Below are 17,388 nucleotides of genomic sequence, written 5' to 3'. Positions count from 1 at the left end.
CAGCGGGAACACGAACGGGAACACTCCGCGTGCCCCCCGGTGCCTGACGACCTCCGCCCACGTTGACCCGCCGCATCCAAGCGGCGACCATCGTGCGCTGGGGGATTTGGACGGGAGTGGGCTGTATGGAGAAGTATTTCAATGTCCGTGGACTCAAGGTGCGTGGCCGCCGTACATGCCACCTGTCCATCCGGTACACGGCGGGTGAATCGTCACGTGTCGAAAGTTTTTCCGCTTCGCGCGCGATTGATGCCCTCCCGTGGGTTGCAGGGTCGCCCGGGCATGGAAACCTGATCCCCCCATGGGCACCGACGACCTCTTCGCACACACAGTCCTGTCCGAATCGGGTGACGCCGTGACCGACGGTGGCGGAGCGCCAGTCGTGATGTCGCCGGTCGGACAGGAGGCGCAGGAAGGCGCGGTGCTGGGCAACTACCAGCTGGAGAAGCTGCTGGGCGAAGGGTCCATGGGCCGCGTGTTCCAGGCGCGGCACGTGCGGCTGGGACGCCAGGTGGCGCTCAAGGTGCTCAAGCCGGAGCACGCGCGGGACAGCTCGTTCGTGCAGCGCTTCTTCCAGGAGGCGCGCACCGTCAATCAGATCAACCACGAGCACATCGTGGAGGTCTTCGACTTCGTGGACGAGTCGCCCGACGGGCACGTCTACTGCGTGATGGAGCTGTTGCGCGGGCAGAGCCTGGCGGCGCTCTTGAAGGAAGAGGGGCTGACGCTGGAGCGCGTGCAGCGCATGGGCGTGCAGGTGTGCGCGGCGCTGGGCGCGGCCCATCAGGTGGGCGTGGTGCACCGGGACATCAAGCCGGACAACCTCTTCATCACGCAGCGCTCCGGGCAGCGGGACTTCGTGAAGGTGTTGGACTTCGGCGTGGCGAAGCTCATCACCACGCAGACGGGCGTGAGCCTCACCGGCACGCTGGACGGGACCATCATCGGCACGCCCGCGTACATGGCGCCGGAGCAGGCCGCGGGGCTGCCGGTGGACGGGCGCGCGGACATCTACGCGGTGGGCAACATCCTCTACGAGATGCTCTCCGGCCACCCGCCCTTCCTGGCGTCCGCCTTCGGGCAGCTGGTGGTGCAGATCATCACCCAGCCGCCGCCGCCGCTGCCGTCGCACCTGCCTTCGGGCGAGCGCGTGCCGCCGGAGCTGGCGCAGCTGGTGATGCGCTGCCTGGCGAAGGAGCCGGAAGGACGGCCCCAGCAGTTGGCGGAGGTCACCACGGCGCTGCTCCTGATGCCCACCGCGCCGGCCCCGGAGCCGCGCACGGAGGCGCTGGTGGTGGAGGAGGCGGAGCGGCCCACCCTGCGCATGCGGGTGCCGGGCCTGCTGCGCTCCCGGCGGCTCCAGGTGTCCGTGGGGCTGGCGGCGCTCGCGCTGGTGTCTGGCATCACGACTTGGAAGGGGCTGCACTCGATGCGCGCCTCTCATGCCGGGGAGGCTCCGGTGGCGGTGGCGTCCGTCACGGAGTTGGCCGCCCAGGTGGCGCCGGTGGCGGGCGCGGCGGATCCGGTGACGCTCACGGTGCACTCGTCGCCGCCGGGCGCGAAGGTGGTGCGCGTGGACACCGGCGAGGAGCTGGGCGTCACGCCGCTGACGAAGGCGCTGACCCGGAAGGCCGTGCCGCCGCAGCTGCGCGTGGAGCTCGCGGGCTACGTTCCGCTGGAGCGGACGGTGGAGCTGAAGCAGGATGCCGCCGCCGCGGAGCTGTCCGTGCCGCTCGTGAAGGCGAGCGCGGGGCCGCGCCGAGCCCCCGCGCGTGGGCCGGGCCGCAAGGGAGGAAGCCGGGATGCGGTCATTGATCCGTTCGCGTCGCAGTGAGCCCAAGGCCCTGAGCCTGGCGCTCGCGCTCGCGCTGGGGACGCCGTTCCCGGCGGTGGCGGCGGAGGCGACGGCGACCGCCGCGGACGACCCGGCGCGGGAGAAGTTCTCCGAGGGCAACCTGGCGTACGACCTGGGCGAGTTCGACCGGGCGCTCAAGGCCTTCAGCGAGGCGTACCGCCTCAAGCCGCTGCCCGCGTTCCTCTTCAACATCGCGCAGTGCCACCGGCAGCTGAACAACCCGTCGCGCGCGTCCTTCTTCTACCGGCGCTACCTGTCGCTGTCGCAGGGGGAGCCGGCCAACGCGGACGTGGTGCGCGAGCTCATCGCGGAGATGGACGCGAAGGTGCGCGTCCAGGAGGAGCAGCGCCGGGAGCGCGAGCGCTTCGCCAGGGACCGCGAGCTTCAGAAGGCGCGGGAGCAGGCCGCGCTGGCGGAGGCACGCGCCAACGAGGCGAGGCTCGCCGCGAATCCGTCCGCCGCGCGGGAGAAGAACGGGGCCTCGGAAGCCCTGGCCATGCAGGTGCCGGACGCGTCCGTGCAGACGGATGCGGGCGCCTCCAAGCCGTGGACGCGCCGCTGGTACGTCTGGGCGGGCGCGGGCGCGGTGGCGCTGCTCGCGGGCGGCGCGGTGTGGCTCGCCACGGCGCCGAATCCCCGGGACACGACGCTCGGCACCGTGGGGCGGTAGGCGGCCTGCCAGCGCCGCCCGACGTTCACGACACGCTTCCGCGGCGCGGGCGAGGCAGCCCGTGCGGGCCTCAGCGCTGCGGCGGTGGCGGCGCGGCGGCCTGCGCCAGCACCTGCGCGGCGATGCGGCCGATGCGCGCGTGGAACGACGGGGCGTCGTGGAAGGTGAGGCGCACGTCGCCCACCTTCAGCTCGTCGCCCGTGCTCAGGAGGCGCGGTTGTTCCGCCTCCAGCGCCTCGCCGTTCACCGTCACCGGCCGGGACTGCGCCAGCCGCTCCACCTTCCAGCCGCCGTCCGGCGAGGGGTGCAGGGCGAACTGCTCGCGAGACACCGTGGCGTCGTTGACGACGAAGGTGTTGTGCGATGCGCGCCCCAGCTTCAGGGGGCCGCGGTCCGCCACCCCCATCAGCTCGAAGCACAGCGCGTCGCCCGCGGGCAGGCAGTCGCGCAGGTCCATCATGGGCAGCCGCGTGGCCGCCACGTTCTGCTCCTCGGGGACGTTCCACGCGCCCGCCTCCCACACCAGCCACGCGTGCGGGTACTTGGCGTTGAACTTCTCTTTGAGTGCCATGTGCTGCCGGATGAGCAGCGAGAGCAACAGGGCTCGCATGGCCCATTCATAACCCCATCCGCCGCTTTCGCGTCGCCCTGACGGCCTCCCAGGTGTCCACGAGTGGGCGAATGGGGCGACCCGAAAGGCTACAACCGGGCAACGACGGCCTTCGCCATCCGCTCCGCCGCGCCCGCGTCCATGGGCAGGAAGAGGCACGGCTCCGTCACCTCCACCTCCTGCAGCCGGGTGCGCCCTTCGTTGTCCGTGGCCACGTCCACGCGCGCGTACAACAGCCGCGCGCCCCCGGACGCCTCCATCACCTCGTGCGCCAGCTGCTGCTCCGCCGCGTTGTCCGGCGTGAAGCCGTGCGGCTCCGCGAAGCCCCGGGGTGCGGTGGTCAGCGTGGGCGGGCGGCGCACCGCGTGGCTGAAGACGCCGTTGAAGAAGATGTACGAGCGCTCGCCCTCCGTCTCGAAGGCGCGCAGGTAGGGCTGCACCATCACGTCGCCCTCCTTCGCCAGCTCCGCCACCTTCGCGCTCGCGTCGTCCCACTGCTCGCGCCGGACGATGAAGACCTTGAGCCCGCCCGCCGCCACCGCGGGCTTGAGCACCACCGCGTCCCAGCCGCGCTCGCGCGCCGTCGCCGCCACGTCCAGCGTCCCGCCGGGCGGCACCCAGACGGTGGGCGTCAGCGGCAGGCCGCGCGCCTCCAGCGTCTTCAGATAGCCCTTGTGCGTGTTCCACCGGAGCACGTCCGCCGGGTTGAACAGGCGCGTGACGCTGCCCACGCGGTCCGCCCAGGCGAGGAACTCCTCGCGGCGCAGGTGGCTGTCCCAGGCGTTGCGCACCACCGCCGCGCGGACGCGGCTCCAATCCACGGAGGGGTCGTCCCAGATGACCGGCCGTGCGTCCAGGCCCAGCGCCCGCAGCGCGGGCACCAGCGGCGCGTCCAGCGGGTTCATCCGAGGCAGTCCGGCGTAGGTGATGACGGCGATGTCCAAGGCGGCGGGCTCCAGGCGACAGGAAACGCGCCGCGTTCTAACGCGCTCCCGTGCCCCGCGCAGCCACGCCCCGCGTCACGCCATCCGCGCGAGGGACGGCTTCCCCACGGCCGACGTCTCCACTGTCTCCTGCGTCAGCTGCTCCGTCAGCGCCTTCGCCTCGCGCGCCACCCGCCCCAGCTCTCCCTGGCCGTGAGGGAAGGGGGCCGCGGGGCCTTCCAGCGCCAGCAGCTGCTGCCGCAGCGCCGCGCCGTTGGGCGTGCGCTTCTCCGGGTCCTTGTGGAGCAGCTGCATGACGATGAGGTCCAACGCCAGCGGCACCGCGGGGTTGAGCTGCGAGGGCGGGACGACCTCCTGGTCCACCGCCGCGCGCAGCAGCACCTCCTCCGAGTGGCCGCTCAGCGCGCGCCGGCCGGTGAGGGCCTCGTGCAGCGTGAGCCCCAGGGCGAAGAGGTCCGCTCTCCCGTCGATGTCCTTGCCCATGGCCTGCTCCGGCGCCATGTAGCCCAGCTTGCCGCGCACGCTGCCGGCCACCGTGAGGTTCGCGCGCATCGCGTCCCGCGCGATGCCGAAGTCCGACAGCTTCACCTCTCCAATGCGAGACACCAGGATGTTGGGCGGATTCAGGTCGCGGTGGACCAGCCGCAGGGGCACGCCGTCCGCGCTGGTGCGCCGGTGCAGGTAGTCCAGCGCGCCCGCCAGCTCCGCGGCCAGGAACGTCGCGGCGGACATGGGCAGCGGCCGGCGGTTCCGCGGCTTGAGCAGCGCGCTCATGGGCAGCCCGTCCACGTACTCCATGGCCAGGAAGTAGGTGCCGCCGTGGCGGCCCAGGTCGAACACCTGGACGATGTTGGGGTGGTAGAGCGACGAGCACAGCTCCGCCTCGCGCCGGAACATGGTCACGAACGCCGCGTCGTCCGCGTACGACGGCAGGATGCGCTTCAGGGCCACCTGCTTCTCGAAGCCGCCCTCCGGCGAGTACGTGGCCCGGTACACCTCCGCCATGCCGCCCGCGCCCACGCGCTCATGCAGCACGTACTTGCCCATGACCTCCTGTTCGCGCAGCGCCGCGAGCGCGCTCCGAGTGCGCTCCAGGAAGTGCCGCGCCAGCGTCGCCGTCAGCGCGCCGGTGGCCACGAAGAAGAACGCGCGCACGCAGATGAACAGCGGCCCCAGCGTGACGAGCGGCTCCTCCGGCAACAGCGGCCGCACGAAGCCGAAGTAGAGCGCCAGGTACTCCGCCGCCACCAGCGCGCCCGCGGCCAGCCCCAGGCGCGGGTTGCTGCGCAGTCCCGCCAGCGTCACCAGCGTGCCCCAGATGACCAGCGTGGGCGCGGTGAGCGCGTACACGGGGCCCTTGAAGTGCAGGTCGAACGCCAGCACCACCGCGGGGATGCTCACTTCAATGAAGACGTTCAGCCACGGGATGGCCGGGTGGAACGCGCCGGAGCGCAACACCCACCACATGCAGCCGTAGTAGCCCGACAGCACCGCGGACAGCCCCATCAGCGCGAGCGTCAGGTCCCAGCCCATCGCGGGCCCCAGCGCCGCGGCCACCACCACGCAGATGGCGGACAGGATGCTCATGAAGCGCGCCACGGACAGCTCGCGGGCCTGCGCGTCCCGCCGCAGGTGCGAGTCCAGGAAGCGCGACACGGTGCTGGATGGATTCCGGGTAATCATGTCCCCCCACTCTAGAACGTGGCAGGGCGCGTCATCCGCCTGCTCCCCCACACGTTGGGTGTGCTCCTACCATACCTTCCGCCACACGGGAGGCCCTTGGCGCCCCACGAAGTGGACTTCAGGGGTCAGGTATCGCTGAAATGTTGCACCCCCGTCCCAGGCGGCATGCGAGGCACGGGGGGCTTTCCTCGTCGCACCCGTTCTTTCTTCACGGCACTGCCTTCGGGCAGGAGGCTTCATGCGCAGCTCCCCCCGTTTATTGCTGGCCGCCCTGGGCGCGGTCCTTCTGTTCGGCAGTGCCTGTAGTTCGGACCCAGAGGTCAATGCGGTCTGTGGTGATGGAAAGAGGGAAGGCGCCGAGCAGTGCGATGACGGCAACACCAACGGTGGTGACGGGTGCGAAGCGAACTGCACCCTCCCGGGTGCGAAGTGCGGTGACGGCGTCAAGGCACCCACGGAGGCGTGCGACGACGGCAACACCACGGGTGGTGACGGGTGTGAGGCGGACTGTACCGTCACGACCGCCCAGACGGTTCAGTGTTGGGCCACGCCTCCCGCGCCGCTGGCGAACGGCGCCACCTGTGAGGTGACGAAGGCGGGCACGGCGGGCAAGCTCTTCACGGGCATCGTGCTCAAGGACGGCCAGACGCTGGTGGGCGGCCAGGTGCTGGTGGACGCACAGGGCGTCATCACCTGCTCCGAGTGTGACTGCTCGAAGGCGGCCGGCGCGGCGGAGGCCACGGTGGTGACGTGCCCCACGGGCGTCATCTCCCCGGGCCTCATCAACCCGCACGACCACATCACCTACCCGGGCTCGCCGCTGGCGGGCACCAGCGTGGAGCGCTACGAGCACCGCCACGACTGGCGCACGGGCAAGAACAACCACACCGCGCTGGACAACAAGTCCAACTCCAAGGCGGATGCGATCCGCTGGTCGGAGTTGCGCCAGGTGATGGCGGGCACCACCTCCATCGCGGGCGCGGGCGGGCAGCTCGGTTTCCTGCGCAACCTGGACGTGTCCGCCGTCGCTCAGCAGGAGGGGCTGGGGGAGGCGTACGCGGACTCGGACACCTTCCCGCTGGGTGACAGCAACGGCAGCACGCTGACGGATTCCTGCTCCTACTCCTCGTTCCCGTCCTCGGCGACCATCACCGGCCGCACGTCCGCGTACCTGCCGCACATCGCGGAGGGCATCGCGTCCACGGCGCAGAACGAGTTCCGCTGCCTGTCCACGGGCGCCGGCAACGTGCTGTTCCCGCGCTCGGCCATCATCCACGGCGTGGGTCTCACCGCGGTGGAGATTTCGCAGATGGTGGCGCACGGCACGGGCCTGGTCTGGTCGCCGCGCTCCAACATCTCGCTGTACGGCGACACGGCGATGGTGACGACCTACAAGCGGATGGGCGCCTCCATCTCCCTGGGGACCGACTGGATCCGCTCCGGCTCCATGAACATCCTGCGCGAGCTGGCCTGCGCGGACCACCTCAACACCACGCGCTACGCCAAGACCTTCACGGACGAGGACCTGTGGCGCATGGTCACGGCCAACGCCGCGGACGTGGTGGACATCTATGAGCGCGTGGGCCGCATCGCCCCGGGCAAGATGGCGGACCTGGCCATCTTCCGCGTGGGCACGAACGCGGCCTCGCCGTTCCGCGCGGTCATCACCGCGCAGCCGCAGGACGTGGTGCTGACGGTGCGCGGCGGCAAGCCGCTCTTCGGTGACCAGGCGCTGGTGGACGGCCTCAAGGGCACGGACGCCTGCGACGCGCTGGACGTGTGCGGCACCCAGAAGGCCGCGTGCGTGAAGTCGGAGATTGGCAAGACGCTGGTGGAGTTCCAGGGCTCCCCGGACACCCAGGGCCTCTACCCGCTGTTCGCGTGCGGCACCCCGCAGAACGAGCCCACCTGCGAGCCTTCTCGCAGCGCGGTGAACACCTCCTTCCCGGCGGCCGCTGTCAACGGCTCCACTGTCTACACGGGCGTGGCGAGCGCGGCGGACGCGGACGCGGACGGCATCGAGGACGCCGTCGACAACTGCCCCACCATCTTCAACCCCGTGCGCCCCATGGACAACGGGCGGCAGGTGGACACGGACGGCGACGGCGTGGGTGACGCGTGCGACCCGTGCCCCCTGGAGGCCGGCACCACCGCGTGCCAGGCCTTCCGCGGCGATGACGACGACCACGACGGCGTGGCCACCTGGAAGGACAACTGCCCCTTCGTGGCCAACGCGGACCAGAAGGACACGGACGGCGACGGCAAGGGCGACCTGTGCGACGGCTGCCCGAATGACGCGGCCACGTGCTCGGTCGCGGACCCGTCCGACTTCGACTACGACGGCATCACCAGCACCACCGACAACTGCCCGCTGGTGGCCAACCCGGACCAGAAGGACACGGACGGCGACGGTGTGGGCGATGCGTGTGACGCGTGCCCGGTGGCCAACCCCGCCGGCGCCGCGTGCGCCACCACCGTCTACGACGTGAAGGTGACGCCCCGCTTCGGCAACCAGTCGCTGGTGGGCTCCAAGGTGGCGGTGGACGACGTGGTGGTGACCGCGGTGGATGCGAAGGCGGCCAATGGCTACTGGGTGCAGGTGGCGAACTACCCGGCGGGCAAGGGCGCGGAGAACTCCGGCCTCTTCATCTACAGCCCCAAGGCCGACGTCGCGGTGGGCGACAACATCCGCGTGGAGGGCCTGCTGAAGGACTACTTCGGCCTGCTGGAGGTGACTGACGGCAAGGTGACGAAGCACAGCGCGGCCAACCCGCTGCCGGCTCCGGTGGTGGTGCGCACGGAGGACATCCGCACCAATGGCCCGAAGGCGAAGGCGCTGGAGGGCGCGCTGGTGGAGGTCCGCAACGTCTTCAACACCCGCCTGGAGAACACCAACCGCGAGTTCATCGTGGACGAGAACAAGTCCGGCAACCCGGCGTCCTCGGGCCTGATGGTGGACGACCAGGCCTTCGCCTACCCCACGCAGGTGCTGGGCACGGAGTACATCACGCTGCGTGGCGTGCTCACGTTCGGCTTCAGCGACCACAAGGTCCTGCCCCGGAGCGCGGCCGACATGGTCATCCCGCTGCCGCCCCTGCCGGCGCTGACGGCGTTCACGTCCGGCGGCTTCGCGCGCGTGGGCGGCACCCAGGCGATTCCGCAGCCCCTCACCGTGACGATGGCGAACGCCTACCCGGTGGACGTCACCGTGACCATTTCCTCCAGCGACGCGGCGGCCCTGTCCGCGGTGGGCGGGCAGATGGTGATTCCGGCCGGCCAGACGAGCGCCACGGTGGCGCTGGACGCGAAGGCGGCGGCGGCCTCGGTGACCCTCACCGCGACGCTGGGCACGTCCAGCCTGACGACCGCGCTGCGCGTGCTGGGGGCGGGCGAGTCGGTCATCGCCACGGACCTCACCCCGGCGACGGCGGCGGTGGCGCCCGGCGGCACCTTGCGCTTCACCGTGACGTTCGACCGGCCGGTGCCGGAGGGAACGACGCTGAACGCGACCGTGTCGCCCGCGGGCTTCGGCACCATCACGGCCGAGAACGTGACGGCGGACGCGCTGACGGCGACCTTCGACCTGACCGTGGATGAGAGCAGCACCGGGACCGGCATGGTGGCGGCGGGCGGGCTGGGCGCCACGGTGAACGTCATTACGGATGTGCCGCGGCTTGCATCGCTCACCCCGTCCCCCGCCACGGTGAACGCGGGCGCGCAGCAGGTGTTCACGGTGACGCTGGCGTCCGTTCCGGTCGAGCCCGTGCAGGTGCTGCTGGCGCTGACCTCGCCGGCCACGCCCTTCGGCGCGCTGTCCGCCACGTCGGTGACGGTGGGCGCGGGCGAGACGACGGCGACGGTGACGTTCACCGCCGCCGCGGAGGGAGAGGGGACGGGCGCGGTGTCCGCCTCGCTCAACGGCATCACGCGCTCGGCGCAGCTGACCGTGCTGCCTCCTCCCGCGAAGCTCGCCAGCGTCACGCCGGGCACGGCGACGGTGACGGTGGGCACGACGCAGACGTTCACCGTTACGCTGGACCGCAAGGCCCCCGCGGGCGGCGCGGCCGTGGACGTGGCGTTCGCGCCCTCGGAGCTGGGCTCGCTGTCGGCCTCGACGGTGACGGTGCCGGAGGGTCAGACGACCGCCACGGTCGTCTTCACCGCCACGCAGACGACGGGCACCGGCACGCTCACCGCGTCCTTCCAGGGCGTGACGAAGGAGTCGACCGTGACGGTGGCCGCGGTGCAGGGCCACGTCGTCATCAGCGAGTTCTGCGGCGGCACCTCCGCCAGCGCGACGGATGAGTTCGTGGAGCTCTACAACCCCACGAGCGCGGTGGTCGACATGAGCGGCTGGAAGCTCCAGTACCGGGCCGCGGGCGCGACCTCCAAGTACGGTCAGACGTACACCCTGCCCGCGGGCGCGGTCATCAAGGCGCACGGCTACTACCTGCTGGTCGGTGGTGGCTACCCCACGGACGCGACCGTGAAGGGGGATACGACGTACGGGTTCAACTCGTCCGCCAGCGTGACGGCCGGCGGCCACGTGCGCATCGGAACGGCCGCCCTCGGTGAGGCGGACGTCGACGTGAACGCCGTCGACACCCTGGGCTACGGCACCGCCGCGGCCCCTGAAGGCGGCCATGCCGCGCCGGCGCACCCCGCGTCCGGCGGCAGCCTGGAGCGCAAGGCCCGGGCGACCTCCACCTCCACCACCATGGGCGTGGGCGGCGACGACGAGCTCGCCGGCAACGGCCAGGACACGGACGACAACGCGGCGGACTTCGTGCAGCGCACGGCGCGTCAGCCGCAGAACGCGTCGAGCCCCGTCGAGATGCCGTAGTCCCGGCATCCCGCCCCGCTCCCCTCACCGGGGGAGCGGGGGCTGAAGCCTCCCTGAAATGAAAAACGCCCGGTCCCCTCGCATGGGGGACCGGGCGTCTGTTCTTCCGGGCCGCCCGGCCCGGTGGGGTCAGCGCATCAGCCCATGGGGCCGCGCACGTGGAGGCCGCCGGAGAGGATCTGATCCAACGACGCCATCAGCGGGTCGTAGTTCACGGCGGCGCGGAACAGGTTGTGGTGCAGCAGGATGCCCAGGTAGCCGCCCATCATCGTGTGGGCCATGTGCAGCGGGTCTACCTCCTGGCGGAACTCATTGCGCTTCTGGCCGAAGCGGATCATCCCCGCCAGCACCGCCACGTAGAGGGAGATCTTGTCGCGCAGCGCCTCCGCCACGCGGTCGTTGGACTCCGCGGACTCGGCGGACAGCATCCCGAAGAAGATGCCGTATTCGCGGTGGTAGCGCAGGAACTGCGACGTGCGCGACACCACGAACACCAACTGCTCCCGGCCGGACAGGACGCGGCGCTCGGCGAGCAGCGGCGCGAACTCCATCAGGTAGCGCTGATGCAATTCATCAATGGCCGCCAGGAGCAGGTCTTCCTTTGTAGGGAAATGCCAGTAAAGCGCGCCAGGGGTCATCCGGATGGCTTTCGCCAGGTCCGACATCGTCGTCGACAGGTAGCCCCGCCGAGCGAACAAATTGATGGCGGCCTCCAGGATTTCGACCCGCGTTCGCGCGGCCCGCTCCTGTTTGATTTCGCGCTTCGCTGGTTCCTTGCTCATTTCCGGGTAAATCTACACCTCACGCCAGGAGCGTCACCTTAACGATTTCAGACGGGGCGGCGACGCGCAGGGGCGGGCCCCAGAAACCGGTGCCCCGGCTGACGTAGAGGTGGTTGTCGCCGTCCTGGAAGAGGCCCGCGTCGTGCTTCCAGATGGCGGAGACGGCGACGGTGAACGGGAAGAACTGCCCGCCGTGAGTGTGTCCGGACAGTTGCAAGCCCATGCCCGCCTTCGCGGCGACATCCCAATTGGATGGTTGGTGTGCGAGCAGCACCGCGGCGTGGTCCGGATTCCGGCCCTGGATGGCGGCGTCCAGGTTGTAGCCCTTGGGGCCGTTGCGCATGGACCAGTCGTCCACGCCCACCAGGTCGAACGCGCCGCCCGCGTCGCCAATCGTCACGTGACGATTGCGCAACACGGTGACGCCCAGGCCGGTGAGCGCGTCCGCCCAGGTGCTGGCGTTCCAGTAGTACTCGTGGTTGCCGGTGATGAAGTGCGTGCCCGCGCGCGCCTGGAGGTTCTGGAGCGCGGCGACGGAGTGGCGCAGGTCGGCCACCGTGCCGTCCACCAGGTCGCCGGTGATGGCGACCAGGTCCGGCTTGAGCGCGTTGGCCCGCCGCACCAGCTCATCCATGAAGCGCCGCTGGATGATGGGGCCCACGTGGATGTCGCTCATGTGGACGAGGGTGAAGCCATCCAGCGCCTTGGGCAGGCCGGGCAGCCGCACCGCGACCTCGTTGACCACGGGCGGATGGAAGGCGCTCCACATGCCGTAGCCGGTGAGGCCGCCCGCCGCGAGCACCGCGCTGCCCGCGGTGGCCCGCGAGAGGAACAACCGGCGCGCTTCGTCCACGGGGGGCACGGCGGGAGGCGGGGGCGGCACGGTGACGGCCAGGTCCGACAGGGACGGCGGCGTGGCGGGGTCCGGCGCGGGCGTGGCGAGCGGCGCGGCGACGCCCCGGTGGCCACGCGTGCGCGCCACGAGCCAGCGCACCGCGCCCAGCAGCGCCAGGGAGAGCAGCAGGTAGACGGCGACGCCCATCCACGTCCACGCGGCCACGGCGACGATGAACGCGGAGGGGATGATGCGCGTCACCACCCAGGACAGCAGCAGCGGCACGCACAGCGCCGTCAGCAGCACCTTGCCGGCGGTGCGCCAGGCGCGGTTCGTGGACGTGTCGCGGAAGAGGCGCCGGTACAGGTAGACGTGGACGTAGACCGACGCGACGCTGACGAGGAGGACGAACAGGATGATGCGCAACGGGCTTTCCACCATGGGAGGCCCATCTTCACGTTCACGCGCCACGGCGCAACCGGCATGCGCGTGAAGAAGCGTGAAGCGGCGAGGGGGCTCCGAGCCTGAAGCCTGGGAGCCCTGCGTCCGGCTACTTCTGGCTGGTGCCCAGCGCGGCGCCGATCTGCTGCCACTCCTGGGCGTAGGTGCCACGGGAGAAGGCGCGCAGGTCGTCGCCGGTCACCGTGCCGCGGGAGAGCGCCGTGTCGAGCGCCTTCACGATGGCGTTCTTGTGCGGCTGCTCCACGTACGGGTTGTCCTCGCGGAAGACCTCGCCGAAGAGCGACTCCAGGCGGCCGTCCTGCTTCAGCCGCTCCACGATGCGGTTCTGCGACACGGGCGCGTCCGCGTGCGCGTGCAGCATGGCGGAGGCGATGCCGCTCTGCGCGTCCGCGTCCGGGAACTCCTCCAGGAGCCCCAGCTCCATGTCCGCCTGGGCGATGGACTCCGCGTCCGCCGGAGAGGGCGGGGCCTTCACGGCCTGCGTCTGCGGAGGCGTGGGGCGCCCGGCGGTGGGGCGCGCGGGCTCGAAGTCGCTGCGTCCCTGGAAGGAGCGCACGTTGGGGTTGGCGGGCGTCCGGCCCTGGGCTCCCGGCTTGCTGTCGCGCGTGACGTCGCTCCGCTCGGACCGCTCGAACTCCGAGCGCTTCGGGGGAATGGACGGGCGATTGCCACCATCGACGCGAGACATGAGGGGACTCCAGGCGCGGGGGAAGGCCCGTCGCGGTACTCGCTCCGGGTTGCGCACCTACATCTGTTATCGGGCCGTCCTTCCCCAGGGTTGCGTAGCCCCCCAGTCCACAGGCCCCGTCCGGCCGCCCGCATGCCGCGTCAGAGCCCCCTCTCAATCCTGGATCATCCGGCCTTGGCCGCCTTCCTTCCCGGCCAACCCCTTGATTCCAGGGGGCTTTCATCCCGGACGGAAATCCGGCGCTTCGCCGCGATGCGTCATCCAGGGGTCGAGAAGATTTCTTCAAGGCCGGCCGGGAGGCTGGTCTGCCACGCGGGGTAATTATGGCCCCCGCTGTAGGTCCGGTACGTGGCGCGGTGCCCGGCCGCCTGGAGGAGGGGCAGGAGGCGCTGGTTGCCGTCCTGGAGGCCCTCGAAGCGGCCGCAGTCCATCCAGACATGGAGGGGCGGCTGGGCGGTGCGCCGGGCCAGGTCGAAGACGACCATGTCGGTGCCCTCGATGGAGAAGGCGCCAGACTGGGACAGGACGCGGCCGAAGACATGCGGCAGGCGCTGGGCCACGTAGAGCGCCATGAGGCCGCCCAGCGACGAGCCCAGCACCGCGTGCGCGCCCGGCGTGCGCTGCTCATCCACCAGCGACAGGTGCTCGCGGGCCAGTGGGAGCACGCGCTGGTGCAGGAAGGCCACGGTGGCCTCGCTGCACGCGTACTCGGTGGTGCGGGCCGGGCCTCCGTTGGACACGAAGGCCATGGCCACCGGGCGCATGCGGCCCGCGGCGATCAAGTTGTCCACCACCACGGGCAGCTGGACGCGCTGGAGGTAGTCGTCGCCGTCCAGCACCACCATGAGCGGTACGGGACCTTTCATGGGCGGCGCGTAGAGGGCCACCGCGCGCTTTTGGCCCACGGCCCACTCGTGTGTCGCCAGCTGGTGGCGTGTCACGCGGCCCTTGGGCACGTTCCGGATGCGCTTGCCCAGCGGGGTCGCTTCGCCCTTCGGCATCCAGAAGCAGTGGTTGAAGTCGCCGAAGCCGTTGTCGGAGCGGCGCGGGTTGAAGGCGTCGCGCACGCGGCGGCCCTTCGCGTCCTGGAGCGCGTACTCGACGTAGGCGTCCTCGGGCAGCGCCAGCGAGCGCGCCCACAATCCCTTGCCCACGCGCTCCAGCGGCAGGGGCGTGCCGCGCCAGTCCTGGAAGTCCCCCTGGAGGAAGACCTGCCGGGGGCCCTTCCACACGAAGGTGGCGGTGTCTCCGTCGATGAGCGGCGTGCCTTCTTCGCGCGCGCGGGCTTCCAGCGTCCGGGTGTCGTCCATGCGTGGCTCGCACTGTATTAAGGGGACAGCAGGTCGCGCAGCGCTCCGGTCAGGTCGGGGTAGCGGAACTGGAAGCCCGCCTCCAGCGCGCGCCGGGGCATCACCCGCTGGCCCTCCAGCGCCACGCGCGCCATCTCCCCGAAGCGCGCCTTGAGGACCAACCCCGGCACCGACAGCGCCGCGGGCCGCTCCAGCACCGCGCCCAGCGTGTGCGCGAAGGTCGCGTTGGTGACGGGCTCCGGTGACGTGGCGTTCACCGGGCCGGACAGCGCGGCGTGCTCCAGCGCGAAGCGCATCAGCTGGAAGAGGTCCTCTCTGTGCACCCAGCTGACGTACTGCTGGCCGTTGCCCACCTTCGCGCCCGCGCCCATGCGGAACACCGGCAGCATCCGGTGCAGCACGCCGCCCGCCGGGTGCAGCACCACGCCGATACGCAGGCGCACCGTGCGGATGCCCGCTTCCTCCGCGCGCAGGGCCTCCGCCTCCCAGCCCTGGCACACGCGGGCGAGGAAGTCGTCGCCGGGCGCATCCTCCTCCGTCAGCGTCTGTCCCGTCCGGGCGCCGCCGTAGAAGCCCACCGCCGACGCGCAGACGAAGTGCCGCACGCTGCCTGCCTGCTTCATCGCCTCCACCAGCACGCGCGTGCCCTCCACGCGGCTGAGGTGGATGCGGTGCTTCGCTTCATGCGTCCAACGTTGGTCCACCGGCTCCCCGGCCAGGTGCACCACGCCTTCCGCGCCCGCGAGCGCGTCCGGCGACAGCGGCGTGCTCCCATCGAAATAGGAGCCCGTGACTCCGGCGGGCAGCCGGCCGAGCGCGTGTTCCACGTTCCGGCTGAGCACGTGCACCGTGTGGCCGGCCTCCAACAAACCTTGGACAAGGCCTGGACCGAGGAAGCCGGTGGCGCCCGTGCAGGTCACCCTCAAGGGTGGACCTCCTTTTCTCGTTCAGCGGTCAGGTCCTGGCCCACCAGCTCACTCAGGGCGGTGAAGAAGCGGGCCTGCTCCTCCGGCTTCATGCGCCCGGAGTGGCGGTAGACCGGCGTGCCTTCCGCGTCCAGCAGCATCACCGTGGACGTCTTGGTGGGCAGCTTCAAGGGCTCCTGGCCCAGGGTGCCCTTCAGGTCCACCAGGATGGGCACGCCAGCCTTCTTCTCCTCGTCACGCACGTACGACAGGGCGATCCCCCGCGCGGGAAAGAAGTCGTATTTCTCCAGATTGGCCACCGCGACCACGAACGCACTCTGCAGGAGGCCGCGCTCGCGTCCCCGGGTGAACAGCTCCGCCTTCAGGGGGGCGTTGAGTGTCGTGGAGTCCTTGTCCTCGTAGAAGAGGATGACGGGTTTCCCACGCCAGCGGGCCAGCTGAACCCGCTCTCCGCTGCTGGTGCTTAACGTCGCGTCCACGGGCTCTGGAGCCGGGGTGGCGCCACCCGCGCTTCCCGCCGCCAGGGTCACCGTCAACGCGCCTGCGATCCACGCCTTCATCAGGGAGCCTCCGTGTACAAGGTTTATACAAACCTTAGACATAGTCTTGACAATCTCTGGACGCAAACGCTACCTCTAGGTGAGAAGGCTGCTGCCGTGCTCCCGATTCCGGAGATCCGCTGTATGGCCCCCCTGCTTCCCAACGTGCAGCAGCCCTCCGCCGGAGCCGGGCCTCCTGAACAGGCCTGGTTGCAGCTCGTGCAGGCGGAAGTGGAGGCCGCGCTCGCGCAGCTGTTCGAGCTGCCGGACGAGCAGGCCCTGGACGCACGTTGGACACACGCGGCGGCGCAGGCGAGGGCCTATGCGCTGCGGCCGGCGAAGCGGCTGAGGCCGGCGCTGGTGCTGGCGGGGCACGGGCTGGCGCGTGGGAGCACCTCGGTGCCGCCGGGGCTGTGGCGCTTCGCCGCGGGGCTGGAGCTCTTGCACACGTTCCTGCTCATCCACGACGACGTGGCGGATCAAGCGGAGCTGCGGCGGGGCGGGCCGGTGCTGCACCGGATGCTGGCTCCGGGCCGTCCGGGCGAGGACCTGGCGGTGGTGATGGGGGACCACCTCTTCGCGCGCTCGCTGGAGGCGATGCTGGAGTCGGGGCTGACGGGAGCGTCGAGCGTGGCGCGTTACTACCTGGGCGTGTGCCGGCACACGGCGGCGGGGCAGTACCTGGACCTGGACCTGGCGCGCGTGCCGCTGGCGGAGATGTCGCTCTTCCAGACGCTGCGCGTGGCGCACCTCAAGACGGCGCGCTACGGCTTCTGCGCCCCGCTGGTGTGTGGCGCGATGCTGGGCGGCGCGGACGCGGGGCTCCTGGAGGGACTGGAGCGGGTGGGGCGCTCGGTGGGGCTCGCGTACCAGCTGCGCGACGACCTCATCGGTCTGTTCGGCGACGCGGCCGTGGCGGGCAAGGCGTCCGACGGCGACTTCATGCAGGCCAAGCGCACCTTCCCGGTGGTGGCCGCGTACGTGCGCGCCACGCCCGAGGGCCGCGAGGAATTGGAGCAGCTGTGGGCGCTGCCGGTGGAGTGCAAGGACGACGCGGCGCTCGCCCGTGCGCGGGAGCTGGTGGAGCACTTCGGTGGCCGTGCGGCGTGTGAGCGCGCGGTGGAGCGTGCGTCGCGTTCGGCGCGGCGGAGCCTGCAGGCGTTGCCCAACCCCCATGGCCTGAGGGACCTGTTGGATGCCCTCATCACCCGGCTGTCGCGTCGCGCTTCCTGAGGACACCG

General features: G+C 70.9%; 13 protein-coding genes. 4 read left to right on the top strand and 9 right to left on the bottom strand.

The genetic code is table 11. The annotated features are described in order from the left end of the window. Positions 1-301 precede the first annotated feature (301 nt). Together D7X99_RS26125 and D7X99_RS26120 are read left to right on the top strand one after the other, a co-directional pair. On the top strand, positions 302-1,834 hold the full coding sequence (locus D7X99_RS26125; RefSeq protein WP_121780153.1) for a serine/threonine-protein kinase: 1,533 nt from the start codon (positions 302-304) through the stop codon (positions 1,832-1,834). Next, a complete protein-coding gene (locus D7X99_RS26120) occupies positions 1,803-2,525 on the top strand; it encodes a tetratricopeptide repeat protein (protein WP_121780152.1) in 723 nt (240 codons plus the stop codon). The genes D7X99_RS26125 and D7X99_RS26120 overlap by 32 nt, the downstream gene beginning before the upstream one ends. Positions 2,526-2,595: 70 nt before the next feature. Here the strand turns inward: D7X99_RS26120 and D7X99_RS26115 are convergent, their stop codons facing one another. The 3 genes from D7X99_RS26115 to D7X99_RS26105 all read right to left on the bottom strand — a co-directional run bounded on the left by D7X99_RS26115 (position 2,596) and on the right by D7X99_RS26105 (position 5,762). Further along, positions 2,596-3,135 (bottom strand): FHA domain-containing protein, encoded by a 540-nt coding sequence (locus D7X99_RS26115; protein ID WP_121780151.1) that lies wholly within the window; start codon positions 3,133-3,135, stop codon positions 2,596-2,598. Between the two features lie 89 nt (positions 3,136-3,224). Beyond that, the gene (locus D7X99_RS26110; protein ID WP_121780150.1) at positions 3,225-4,079 is read right to left on the bottom strand and encodes a RimK family alpha-L-glutamate ligase; all 855 of its coding nucleotides are present in this window, start codon (positions 4,077-4,079) and stop codon (positions 3,225-3,227) included. Between the two features lie 75 nt (positions 4,080-4,154). Then, positions 4,155-5,762: a serine/threonine-protein kinase gene (locus D7X99_RS26105; RefSeq protein ID WP_121780149.1), complete on the bottom strand. Its 1,608-nt coding sequence runs from the start codon at positions 5,760-5,762 to the stop codon at positions 4,155-4,157. Between the two features lie 238 nt (positions 5,763-6,000). Between D7X99_RS26105 and D7X99_RS26100 the strand changes: the two genes are divergently transcribed. Further along, positions 6,001-10,605, top strand: a complete 4,605-nt coding sequence (locus D7X99_RS26100) for a lamin tail domain-containing protein (RefSeq protein ID WP_121780148.1) — start codon at positions 6,001-6,003, stop codon at positions 10,603-10,605. Positions 10,606-10,742: 137 nt separating this feature from the next. On the opposite strand, the gene D7X99_RS26095 is transcribed toward D7X99_RS26100, so the two are convergent. The 6 genes from D7X99_RS26095 to D7X99_RS26070 form a co-directional block, all read right to left on the bottom strand. Beyond that, on the bottom strand, positions 10,743-11,387 hold the full coding sequence (locus D7X99_RS26095; protein ID WP_120599011.1) for a TetR/AcrR family transcriptional regulator: 645 nt from the start codon (positions 11,385-11,387) through the stop codon (positions 10,743-10,745). A gap of 19 nt (positions 11,388-11,406) precedes the next feature. After that, entirely contained in the window at positions 11,407-12,663 is a 1,257-nt protein-coding gene (locus D7X99_RS26090) for a metallophosphoesterase (protein WP_121780147.1), read from the bottom strand. A gap of 109 nt (positions 12,664-12,772) precedes the next feature. Further along, complete coding sequence (locus D7X99_RS26085) at positions 12,773-13,372, bottom strand: hypothetical protein (RefSeq protein WP_121780146.1); 600 nt, start codon at positions 13,370-13,372, stop codon at positions 12,773-12,775. A 257-nt stretch (positions 13,373-13,629) separates the two neighbouring features. Next, complete coding sequence (locus D7X99_RS26080; RefSeq protein ID WP_121780145.1) at positions 13,630-14,682, bottom strand: alpha/beta hydrolase-fold protein; 1,053 nt, start codon at positions 14,680-14,682, stop codon at positions 13,630-13,632. Between the two features lie 17 nt (positions 14,683-14,699). Further along, positions 14,700-15,608, bottom strand: a complete 909-nt coding sequence (locus D7X99_RS26075; RefSeq protein ID WP_121780144.1) for a TIGR01777 family oxidoreductase — start codon at positions 15,606-15,608, stop codon at positions 14,700-14,702. Next, positions 15,605-16,168, bottom strand: a complete 564-nt coding sequence (locus tag D7X99_RS26070) for a hypothetical protein (RefSeq protein ID WP_169826617.1) — start codon at positions 16,166-16,168, stop codon at positions 15,605-15,607. Before D7X99_RS26070 ends, D7X99_RS26075 begins: the two co-directional genes overlap by 4 nt. A 123-nt stretch (positions 16,169-16,291) precedes the next feature. Between D7X99_RS26070 and D7X99_RS26065 the strand changes: the two genes are divergently transcribed. Beyond that, positions 16,292-17,380, top strand: coding sequence for a polyprenyl synthetase family protein (locus D7X99_RS26065; RefSeq protein ID WP_121780142.1), 1,089 nt, complete (start codon positions 16,292-16,294; stop codon positions 17,378-17,380). The last annotated feature ends 8 nt before the right edge of the window (positions 17,381-17,388 follow it).

The sequence above is a fragment of the Corallococcus sp. AB032C genome, assembly GCF_003668935.1.
Classification (GTDB): domain Bacteria; phylum Myxococcota; class Myxococcia; order Myxococcales; family Myxococcaceae; genus Corallococcus; species Corallococcus exiguus.
This window is presented reverse-complemented; position numbering and strand designations above follow the sequence as displayed.

Excerpts from the sequence above, each read along its gene's own strand:
- D7X99_RS26125 (WP_121780153.1), top strand. The coding sequence starts at position 302 with ATGGGCACCGACGACCTCTTCGCACACACAGTCCTGTCCGAATCGGGT.
- D7X99_RS26120 (WP_121780152.1), top strand. The coding sequence starts at position 1,803 with ATGCGGTCATTGATCCGTTCGCGTCGCAGTGAGCCCAAGGCCCTGAGC.
- D7X99_RS26115 (WP_121780151.1), bottom strand. The coding sequence starts at position 3,135 with ATGCGAGCCCTGTTGCTCTCGCTGCTCATCCGGCAGCACATGGCACTC.
- D7X99_RS26105 (WP_121780149.1), bottom strand. The coding sequence starts at position 5,762 with ATGATTACCCGGAATCCATCCAGCACCGTGTCGCGCTTCCTGGACTCG.
- D7X99_RS26100 (WP_121780148.1), top strand. The coding sequence starts at position 6,001 with ATGCGCAGCTCCCCCCGTTTATTGCTGGCCGCCCTGGGCGCGGTCCTT.
- D7X99_RS26095 (WP_120599011.1), bottom strand. The coding sequence starts at position 11,387 with ATGAGCAAGGAACCAGCGAAGCGCGAAATCAAACAGGAGCGGGCCGCG.
- D7X99_RS26090 (WP_121780147.1), bottom strand. The coding sequence starts at position 12,663 with ATGGTGGAAAGCCCGTTGCGCATCATCCTGTTCGTCCTCCTCGTCAGC.
- D7X99_RS26085 (WP_121780146.1), bottom strand. The coding sequence starts at position 13,372 with ATGTCTCGCGTCGATGGTGGCAATCGCCCGTCCATTCCCCCGAAGCGC.
- D7X99_RS26080 (WP_121780145.1), bottom strand. The coding sequence starts at position 14,682 with ATGGACGACACCCGGACGCTGGAAGCCCGCGCGCGCGAAGAAGGCACG.
- D7X99_RS26070 (WP_169826617.1), bottom strand. The coding sequence starts at position 16,168 with ATGAAGGCGTGGATCGCAGGCGCGTTGACGGTGACCCTGGCGGCGGGA.
- D7X99_RS26065 (WP_121780142.1), top strand. The coding sequence starts at position 16,292 with ATGGCCCCCCTGCTTCCCAACGTGCAGCAGCCCTCCGCCGGAGCCGGG.